Origin of the sequence: Zemynaea arenosa (genome assembly GCF_004614185.1) — a bacterium.
GTDB classification, from domain to species: domain Bacteria; phylum Pseudomonadota; class Gammaproteobacteria; order Burkholderiales; family Burkholderiaceae_D; genus Telluria; species Telluria arenosa.
The window spans coordinates 1-8,840 of the sequence record NZ_SPVF01000243.1; the positions used below are offsets into that span (position 1 = coordinate 1).

Consider the following 8,840-nt stretch of genomic DNA (forward strand, 5'->3'; position numbering starts at 1 on the left):
GCGCCGTGCAGCCACGCGCCGGGCCGCGGGCTGCGCCCGCGATGCTGTGACGTGTCAAGCATGCGTTCATGCTGCGGCTCCCGCGAGGGCGAGGCGTTCGGCCGGCGAGCGGTCGGAGTCGTGGGACCCGAGCACGGTGCAGGCCAGCGGGCCGTCCTGCCGGTTCCAGGCCGAGGGCACGCTGCCGCACAGCGTGAGCGCGTCCGGCGCCTCGACACCCAGCAGCAGCGCCTCGCGATTGAGCTGCCCCGCAAGCCACATGCTGTCCGCGTGCGCCGGCACGGCAAAGGCGCGCACCGCCACCACGCGGCGGCCCTGCGTGACGCCAGCCGTCAGCACGCCCTCGTGCAGCACGCCGAACCAGCTCCCCGCGCGCACCTGCCCCTGCCAGCGGTTCCAGGCAGCGACGAAGTGCGGCACCAGCTGCACGATACTCATCTTCTTGTCCACCGCCGCCTGCTCCAGCATGCCGGTCAGGGCCCGCGGCAGCGCCGCCGCGATGAAGGGCCGCACGGGGTCCCAGTCCGCGGCGATGGCCCAATTGGACGGCCCGTCGCCGTATAAAGAGTGAAAGCGCAGCGCGGCCGCCGCCTCCAGGTCCGCCGCGCGCGAGGCGTTGGCGGGCGGGGTCACCTGCCACAGGCGGGCCAGGTCGTCCGCCACCACCACCGCCACCGGCCAGCCGCTGAAATCACCGCTGTCCAGCAGCGCGTGCAGGGCGGGCGCGATGGCCTCCAGCGGCGCGGCCGGATCGAGCGCGCACTGGTCCAGCAATTCGGCGGACGAGCCCCAGCGGCTGCCCTTGACCAGCGCCAGCTGGGACGCGGACACGCCGAGGCGCAGCACCTGGCCGATGCGCCTACGCATGGAGGGTCACCCGCTTGATTTCCGCGAGCGTGGTTGCACCGCGCTTGACCAGTTCCAGCGCCGCATGGCGCAGGCTGCGCGTGCCGTTGGCATAGGCGGCCGCCTTGATCTGGCGGATCGGCTTCTTGTCCACGATGAGTTCCCGGATTTCGTCGTTCAGGGTCAGGATCTCGGCGATCGAACGGCGCCCCTTGTAACCGGTGCCGCGGCAGTCGCCGCAGCCCTTCCCTTCCATGAACAGGTAGTCCTGCGCGTCCGTGCGCGTCAGGCCGACCGACGCCAGTTCCTCGTCGGAGGGCGTGTGCGGCGCGGCGCAGTGCGGGCAGTTCATGCGCACCAGGCGCTGGGCCCAGATGCCATTCAGGGCCGACACGAAGGCATACGGATCGATGCCCATGTGGGTGAAGCGGCCGAACACGTCGAACACATTGTTGGCGTGCACGGTGGTCAGCACCAGGTGGCCGGTCAGCGCGGACTGCACCGCGATCTCCGCGGTCTCGCGGTCGCGGATCTCGCCGACCATGATCTTGTCCGGGTCGTGGCGCAGGATGGAGCGCAGGCCCTTCGCGAACGTCAGGCCCTTCTTCTCGTTCACCGGAATCTGCAGGATGCCGGGCAGCTGGTACTCGACCGGGTCCTCGATGGTGATGATCTTTTCGCGCCCGTTGTGGATCTCGGTGAGCGCCGCGTACAGGGTGGTGGTCTTGCCGGAGCCGGTCGGCCCGGTCACCAGCAGCATGCCGTAGGCTTCCTGCGCCAGCGCGCGCAAGGTCGCGAGCGAAGGCGCGTCGAATCCCAGCGTCTCCAGCCGCAGCGCGCCGTAGGCGTCGATCATGGCGCGCTTGTCGAGGATACGGATCACGGCGTCCTCGCCGTGGATGCTCGGCATGATGGACACGCGCAGGTCGATCTCGCGCCCGCCCGACTCGACGCGGAAACTGCCGTCCTGCGGCACGCGGCGTTCGGCGATGTCCAGTTCCGCCAGCACCTTGAGGCGCGAGATGATGTGCTCCGCCGTCTCGATGCCGTTGACCGAGGCCGCGTGATCGAGCACGCCGTCCACGCGGTACTTGACCGACAGGCCGGTGGCATTGCTCTCCAGGTGGATGTCGGAGGCGCCGGCTTTCAGGGCATCGTACAGGGTCGAGTTGACCAGCTTGACCGCGGGGCTGGCCGCTTCCGACACCGAGGCGAAGGACAGCACGGCGGCGGTCTTCTCGCGCCGCCCTTCCCCGCCCTGGGTCACCAGCGCATCCACCGCGCGCGCCGATTCCTCCTGCTTGGACAGGTAAGCCTGGATGTCCGCCTGCAGCGCCAGGCGCACGCGCAGCGGGCTGCTGGGGCGGGCCTTGGCCTGGGCACTGAGCCAGGTCTGCAGGTCGATGTCGAACGGGTCGGAGAGCACGCCGGTGAGCGCGCCGTCGGCGTCGCGCAGCAGCACGCAGTGGCGCGCCAGGGCCTGGGCCAGCGGCAGCAGGTCGAAGGCGGGGCTCTGGGCCAGCATGGCGGCGGTCTCCATCACCTCCAGGCCGAAGGGCTGGGCCAGCATGCGCACCAGCAGGCGCGGATCCTCGCCGGACAGCGCTTCCAGCTCCGCCACCAGCGGGCGGTGCGACTGTGCGCTCTGGGCGCGGGCGCGCGCGAGCAGCGCGCTATCGATGGGCGCATGGGCGTTCACGACATGTCTCCCGCCAAATCAAAGATCGGCATATATAACAGCACCACGATGGCGCCGACCACAATGCCGATGGCCGCCATCAGCAAGGGTTCGAAGGTGCGGGTGAAGCGGTCGATCCAGCGCGTGATCTCGCCGTCATAGAAAGCGGCGGACTGGGTCAGCATCGGCCCCATCTCGCCGGTGCGCTCGCCCACGCGCAGCATGCGCAGCGAGATCGGCGTGGTCAGGCCGTTGGCCTCGAAGGCGGTGGACAGCGGCAGGCCCGATTCGATGGCGGCGCGCGCCGCGGCCAGCCGCGCGCGCAACGAGGTGGACACCATCCCGCTCACGGTCTCGATCGAATTGACGATGGTGATGCCGCCCTCGGTCAGCATGCCGAGCGTCAGATAGAGGCGCGACAGTTCATAGATGCGAAAGCGCTCGCCGATGCCGGGCAGGCGCGCGGCCAGGCGGGCGAGGCCCCCGGTGGCCAGCGCGCGCCGCACGCCGAAGAAGGCGCCCGCCACCAGCGCCAGGAAGCCGAGTCCGATCACGCTCATGTGTTTCGACGCGAACTGGCCCCAGTCCAGCATCAGCTGGGACATCCACGGCAGGTTGCGGCCCGCGCCCTGGTACACCTCGGCGAAGCGCGGCACCACGTAGCCGATCAGGAACATCGACACGCCCGAGCCGACCAGCAGCAGGATCACCGGATAGATGGAGGCGCTGACGATCTTGCTGCGCACGATGTCGATGCGCTGCTGGTAGTCGATGTAGCGGGCCAGCGCGCGCGGCAGGTCCGAGGTGCCTTCGGCGGCGCGCACGATGCCGACGTACAGCGGCGGGAACAGGTCCGGCTGCTCGGCCAGCACGCTGGAATAGCGCTTGCCCTCGCGCAGTCCGCCCAGCAGGCGTTCCAGCACGGCGCGGGTGGCGACATTGGTTTCCTTCTCCAGCAGCGCCTCCAGCGCCTCGACCACGCCGAGACCGGCGTTGAGCAGCGCCAGCAGCTCCTGGCTGAACAGGACCAGCGACAGCTTGCCCGCCCGCGCGCGCGCCAGCGCGGCCGACATCTGCGGCTCGATCTGGCTGATATACAGTCCGCGCGCCTCCACCTGGCGGCGTGCGTCGGCCTCGTCGACGGCATCGACGACCAGGCTGGCAATGGACATGTCCGGCGCAAGAGTGCGCACTGCGTACCGCATGGCAGGCTTCGAAGGAAACGGCTGGCGTTACTGGGAGCTGATGTCGGCGGCCTCGCCGGTGCCGCCGGGCTGGCCGTCCTTGCCCAGCGAGCTCACTTCATACTCAGCCTTGGTGCCGGGGGCCTTGTAGGCATACGGATGGCCCCAGGGATCGGGCGGCACGCCCTTCTTCAGATAGGGGCCATTCCATTTCCCGGCCGCATTCTGGGGCGCAACCATCAGGGCGTTCAGGCCTTCCTCGGTGGTCGGGTAGCGGCCCACGTCCAGGCGGAAGGTGTCGAGCGACTTCTCGAAAGCCTCGATCTGGGCCTTGGCGACGGTGACCTCGGACTTGCCGAGCTGGGCGAAATATTTCGGACCGACATAGGCGGCCAGCAGACCGATGATGACGATCACCACCAACAATTCCAGCAGCGTAAAACCGCCGTGTTTGCGTACTTCCAGCATCCCGGACTGCTCCTCTTTATAGCTCTGTGGATTGGGCGTGCAAGGCTACCACGGCGCTGAGCAAGCCGACAATTTTTCTTTGTTTCAAGCGGATCAAACCGGTTGTCTAGACGTCGACAATTGTCGACAATTTGCGACATTTCTGTGAAGAATTTTTATACGAATTCTTCACGCAAACCCTTGATTATTTGAACAACGGGAGTTGCCCCACCCGAAAGGGACGTAATTATTTTGTCACCAGAATTATTTCCTTTGCTATATTCGATTGCAACCTGAGCAGTTCAGGTTTAGTGGAGACTCCGGCACAACTGGAGCCAAAGACAATCGATCTGAGAGAAATCATAATGAAGCGGAAAACACCCCTCTCCGGCCTGTCCGGCCTCGCAAGATGCGCCCTCGCGGGCGGCGTACTGGCGGCAACTGCAGCGCTGACCCCGGCGCACGCTGGTACTGTCACACTGGGTTTTGAAAGCCACACCAACAACTTCACCTACAACGGGAGCGTCCAGGACACGTATTTCTCGGAAGGCGCCTACAAGTATGGCCTGTTCAGTGCGGCTGCCGGTGCGGCGGAAGGCGACTGGACCGGCCTGTTCATGGACGGCACCGACCTCGGGACGTGCGTCTCCGGCCAGTGCCCGACCAACAATTCGTCGACTTTCCTCGCCGCGTTCAACGATTCCGTCTTTGACCTGTTCAACGCCGACGGCGGCCAGTTCATGCTGAGCGCGCTCGACGCGAGCTTCATCGGCGACATCAACGGCGTCTACCCCAGCACCGCCGGCTACCTGCGCCTGCAGGGCATCAAGGCCGATGGCAGCTACAACCTGATCGACCTGCCGCTGTTTGGCCCGACCGGCGGCGCCTTCGGCTTCGCCAGCTACAACCTGAGCGGGACCGCCTTCGGCCAGGCCAAGTACGCCGAGGTGTATGCCTTCGCGTTCGCCTGCACCACCTCCAGCTCGGCCTCGTGCACGGCCCTGAGCAGCGACCGCGGCCAGTTCGCGCTCGACAACCTGCGCATCAACACCGTCCCGGAACCGGCCTCGCTGGCCGTGCTCGGCCTCGGTGCCGCCGCCCTGTTCGCCGCCCGCCGCCGCCGCGCCGCCTAAGCCCACCGCCCCGGAAAGGAACTCACTATGAAACTGCGTCCCGCAACCGCTGCGGTGGTCCTCGCGCTGTCCGCGTTCGCGCTGTCCGCGCACGCCGACGACCTCCGCCGTCCTTACGTCGTCCAGCTGGTCGACAAACCGGTCGCCTCGTATGACGGCTCGGTAGCCGGCTACACCGCCACCAAACCCGACGCCGGCAGCCGCCTGGATGTCGACACCACCCCGGTCCAGCAGTACACCGGCTACCTGGTCACCAAGCAGAACGACGTGCTGGCGGCGGTGCCGTCCGCCGAAGTGCTGCACACCTACTCGGTGGTGCTGAACGGCTTCACCGCCATGCTGACCGACGACGAAGTGCGCACCCTGAAAGCGCGCACCGATGTCGCCAACATCACCCCCGACGCCCCGCGCCACCTGGACACCAACTTCACCCCGACCTTCCTCGGCCTGGACGGCGCCAACGGCCTGTGGTCCAAACTGGGCGGCAAGACCGGCGCCGGCGAGAACATGATCATCGGCGTGGTCGATGGCGGCGTGTGGCCCGAGAACGCGGCCTATGCGGACCGCGTCGACACCGACGGCAACCCGACCTTCGATCCGAGCGGCACGCTGGCCTACGGCCCGGCCCCGGCTGGCTGGCACGGCATCTGCCAGACCGGCGAAGGCTTCAGCGCCACCCATTGCAACAACAAGCTGATCGGCGCGCGCTACTTCGACGCCACCTACCTCACGGTCGGCAAGACCACCCACTGGACCGAGTTCCGCTCGCCGCGCGACTCGGCGGCCGGCGCCACCGGCCACGGCGGCCACGGCACCCACACCTCCTCGACCGCGGGCGGCAACACCGGCGTCGCGGCCACCGTGGGCGGTTCGTCCATCGGCCGCCTGTCCGGCATGGCCCCGCGCGCGCGCGTGGCGATGTACAAGGTCTGCTGGACCTACATCGACCCGACCGCGACCGACGGCACCGGCACCAAGAACAGCTGCTACGTGGGCGACAGCGTGGCCGCGATCGAACAGGCCGTGGTCGACGGCGTGAACGTGATCAACTTCTCGATCTCCGGCGGCACCAGCCCGACCGACCCGGTCGAGCAGGCCTTCCTGCACGCGTCCAACGCGGGCGTGTTCGTGGCGGCCTCCGCCGGCAACGACGGCCCGGCCAATGCCGTGGCGCACATCAGCCCGTGGCTGACCGCCGTGGCGGCCTCCACCCACAACCGCTTCATGCAGGGCAGCACCACGCTGGGCAACGGCGCGTCCTACACCGGCGCCTCGCTGAACAGCAATGCGCTGCCGGCCGCCCCGCTGATCCTCGCGACCGACGCCGTCAAGGCGGGCGCCTCGGCCACTGCCGCTAACCTGTGCTACAGCAGCGCCTGGCCAGGCGGCCCGGGCCTGGATCCGCTCAAGGTGACCGGCAAGGTGGTGGTCTGCACCCGCGGGACGAATGACCGCCTGGACAAGTCCAAGGCCGTCAAGGAAGCCGGCGGCGTCGGCATGATCCTGGTGAACAGCAGCGGCGACCTGATCGCCGATCCGCACTCCGTCCCGTCCGTGCATGTGAGCGCGGCCGATGGCGCGCTGATCAAGGCCTATGCCGCCAACAACGGCGCAACCGCTGCCATCGGCACCTTCCAGATCGTCGCCAGCGCCACCAACGCACCGGTGGTGGCCGACTTCTCCTCGCGCGGCCCGAACCGCTACGACGCCAACGTGATGAAGCCGGACATCGCCGCGCCGGGCGTGGACATCTACGCCGGCGTGACCCCGGACCTGACCCAGGCCCAGCGCGATGCCGTCGCCGATGGTTCGCTGGTGCCGCCGGCCGCGTGGGCGTCCTACCAGGGCACCTCGATGGCCAGCCCGCACATCGCCGGCATCGCCGCTCTGCTCAAGCAGGCGCACCCGACCTGGTCGCCGTCGATGATCAAGTCGGCCATGATGACCACCGCCACCCTGACCTACCCGGACACCAAGCTCGGCCTGCAGGCCGGCCAGCTGCCGTGGGGCCAGGGCGCCGGCCACATCAGCGCCAGCGCGGCCAACGACCCGGGCCTGGTGTACGCCATCAACTCGGTGGACTACCTGAAGTACCAGTGCGGCGTCGGCGTCGCGAACTCCTGCGGCAGCGGCACCCTGCAGCCGTGGAACCTGAACCTGCCGTCGCTGGCGGCCGGTTCGGTGGTCGGCACCATCACGCTGACCCGTTCGGTCACCAACGTGGGCAGCACCAGCGCGACCTACACCGCGCAGGCTTCCCTGCCGGGCTTCAACGTGACGGTCTCCCCGAGCACGCTGGCGCTGGCCCCGGGCCAGACCAAGTCCTTCAACGTGACCCTGGCGGTCACCACCGCCACGCCGAACGACTGGAAGTACGGTTCGCTGGTGTGGAGCGATGGTGGTGCGCATACGGTGAAGAGCCCGATCGTGGCGCGCGCCGGCAAGCCGATCAGCACGGTCGCCATGGTGACCGGGGACCGCACTTCGCAGAGCCGCATCCTGTCGGTGGCCACTGGCTTCACCGGCAAGATGGGTGCTGCCACCGGCGGCCTGAAGGAAATCGCACAGACCGCGATGACGGTGGTCCAGTCGGCCGCGCCTCCGGGCGGGGCCGCCGCGGCAGCACCGCTCTGCGCGGCGGGCACCGCAGGCATGAATCCGGTGCCTGTGACGGTCCCGGCCAACACCCTGGCCGCGTCGTTCGAGCTGTTCTCGCGCACCACCGGTGCCGGCAACGGGAATGACGACATCGACATGGTGCTGATTAACAGCGCCGGGACGGCCGTCGGCTATTCGGGCAACGGCGGCGCGAACGAGACCATCCGCCTGCTCGCACCGGCAGCTGGCAACTACACGCTGTGCCTGATCGGCTATGGCCTGGAAAACAACCAGTCCACGCAGACCACGCTGAATGCGGCGGTGGTGTCGACCGCGGATGTGGGCGGCAACTTCAAGGCCGCGGTGCCGCCGAAAGTGTACGCCGGCAGCACGGCATCGGTGGGTGTGAACTGGTCGGGCCTGGCCAGCGGCAAGCGCTACCTCGGTGGCCTGCGCCTGCTGGACCAGAACAACGTGGCGCAGTCGAACACGCTGTTCCTGGTCGAGACCAACAATCCGATCCCGCTGGACGATCCGCAGCCGCGCACGCAGATCGTGGGCAAGGACTGATTCCGCTGTTGTTGTGATGTGAGAGCCGCACCTTCGGGTGCGGCTTTTTTTCGTCCGTAGCGGGCGGGTCGGGGGCGGTGGTCGCCTGGGGAGCGCTATTTGAGGTCGGCGCGGCGCAGGGTGCAGCGCTGGGCGCGGCATTCGGCCCCGGGGTCGGGCTTGAACATGCAGGTGCCCTGTTCGCCGGTGCGCGCGATCTCGGCGCGGCGCTCGGCGGCCAGCTGGTCGGCCAGGGCCTGCAGGGCGGGGACGTCGGTACCTTTGGTGGAGTACGGGAGGTAGGCTTCGGGGCCGCCGCAGGCGCGGGCGCCCACCGGGAGGGTGCGGCAGTCGGCGTCGGCGGTGCAGGTGCCGGCGGCGGTCAGGGCGTGCATACGCTCCAGT

General features: G+C 68.4%; 6 protein-coding genes and 1 pseudogene. 2 read left to right on the top strand and 5 right to left on the bottom strand.

What is annotated here, in order from left to right:
- Positions 1 to 66 precede the first annotated feature (66 nt).
- From E4L96_RS18910 to gspG, 4 genes are read right to left on the bottom strand one after another with little or no spacing between them, the layout of a single operon-like run.
- Positions 67 to 867, bottom strand: coding sequence for a hypothetical protein (locus E4L96_RS18910; protein ID WP_135208768.1), 801 nt, complete (start codon positions 865 to 867; stop codon positions 67 to 69).
- Positions 860 to 2,545 (bottom strand): GspE/PulE family protein, encoded by a 1,686-nt coding sequence (locus E4L96_RS18915; protein WP_135208769.1) that lies wholly within the window; start codon positions 2,543 to 2,545, stop codon positions 860 to 862. Before E4L96_RS18915 ends, E4L96_RS18910 begins: the two co-directional genes overlap by 8 nt.
- Positions 2,542 to 3,729, bottom strand: a complete 1,188-nt coding sequence (locus tag E4L96_RS18920; protein ID WP_135208770.1) for a type II secretion system F family protein — start codon at positions 3,727 to 3,729, stop codon at positions 2,542 to 2,544. The genes E4L96_RS18915 and E4L96_RS18920 overlap by 4 nt, the downstream gene beginning before the upstream one ends.
- A gap of 27 nt (positions 3,730 to 3,756) precedes the next feature.
- Positions 3,757 to 4,176: a type II secretion system major pseudopilin GspG gene (gene gspG, locus E4L96_RS18925; RefSeq protein WP_135208771.1), complete on the bottom strand. Its 420-nt coding sequence runs from the start codon at positions 4,174 to 4,176 to the stop codon at positions 3,757 to 3,759.
- Between the two features lie 344 nt (positions 4,177 to 4,520).
- Between gspG and E4L96_RS18930 the strand changes: the two genes are divergently transcribed.
- The gene (locus E4L96_RS18930) at positions 4,521 to 5,288 is read left to right on the top strand and encodes an NF038120 family PEP-CTERM protein (RefSeq protein ID WP_135208772.1); all 768 of its coding nucleotides are present in this window, start codon (positions 4,521 to 4,523) and stop codon (positions 5,286 to 5,288) included.
- A gap of 27 nt (positions 5,289 to 5,315) precedes the next feature.
- Positions 5,316 to 8,456 (top strand): S8 family serine peptidase, encoded by a 3,141-nt coding sequence (locus E4L96_RS18935; RefSeq protein ID WP_135208773.1) that lies wholly within the window; start codon positions 5,316 to 5,318, stop codon positions 8,454 to 8,456.
- A 95-nt stretch (positions 8,457 to 8,551) separates the two neighbouring features.
- Here E4L96_RS18935 and E4L96_RS18940 read toward each other — a convergent pair.
- A pseudogene (locus E4L96_RS18940) lies at positions 8,552 to 8,840 on the bottom strand (hypothetical protein); the annotation flags it as partial.

Coding starts and splice junctions, on each gene's coding strand:
- E4L96_RS18910 (WP_135208768.1), bottom strand. CDS start 867: ATGCGTAGGCGCATCGGCCAGGTGCTGCGCCTCGGCGTGTCCGCGTCC.
- E4L96_RS18920 (WP_135208770.1), bottom strand. CDS start 3,729: ATGCGGTACGCAGTGCGCACTCTTGCGCCGGACATGTCCATTGCCAGC.
- gspG (WP_135208771.1), bottom strand. CDS start 4,176: ATGCTGGAAGTACGCAAACACGGCGGTTTTACGCTGCTGGAATTGTTG.
- E4L96_RS18930 (WP_135208772.1), top strand. CDS start 4,521: ATGAAGCGGAAAACACCCCTCTCCGGCCTGTCCGGCCTCGCAAGATGC.
- E4L96_RS18935 (WP_135208773.1), top strand. CDS start 5,316: ATGAAACTGCGTCCCGCAACCGCTGCGGTGGTCCTCGCGCTGTCCGCG.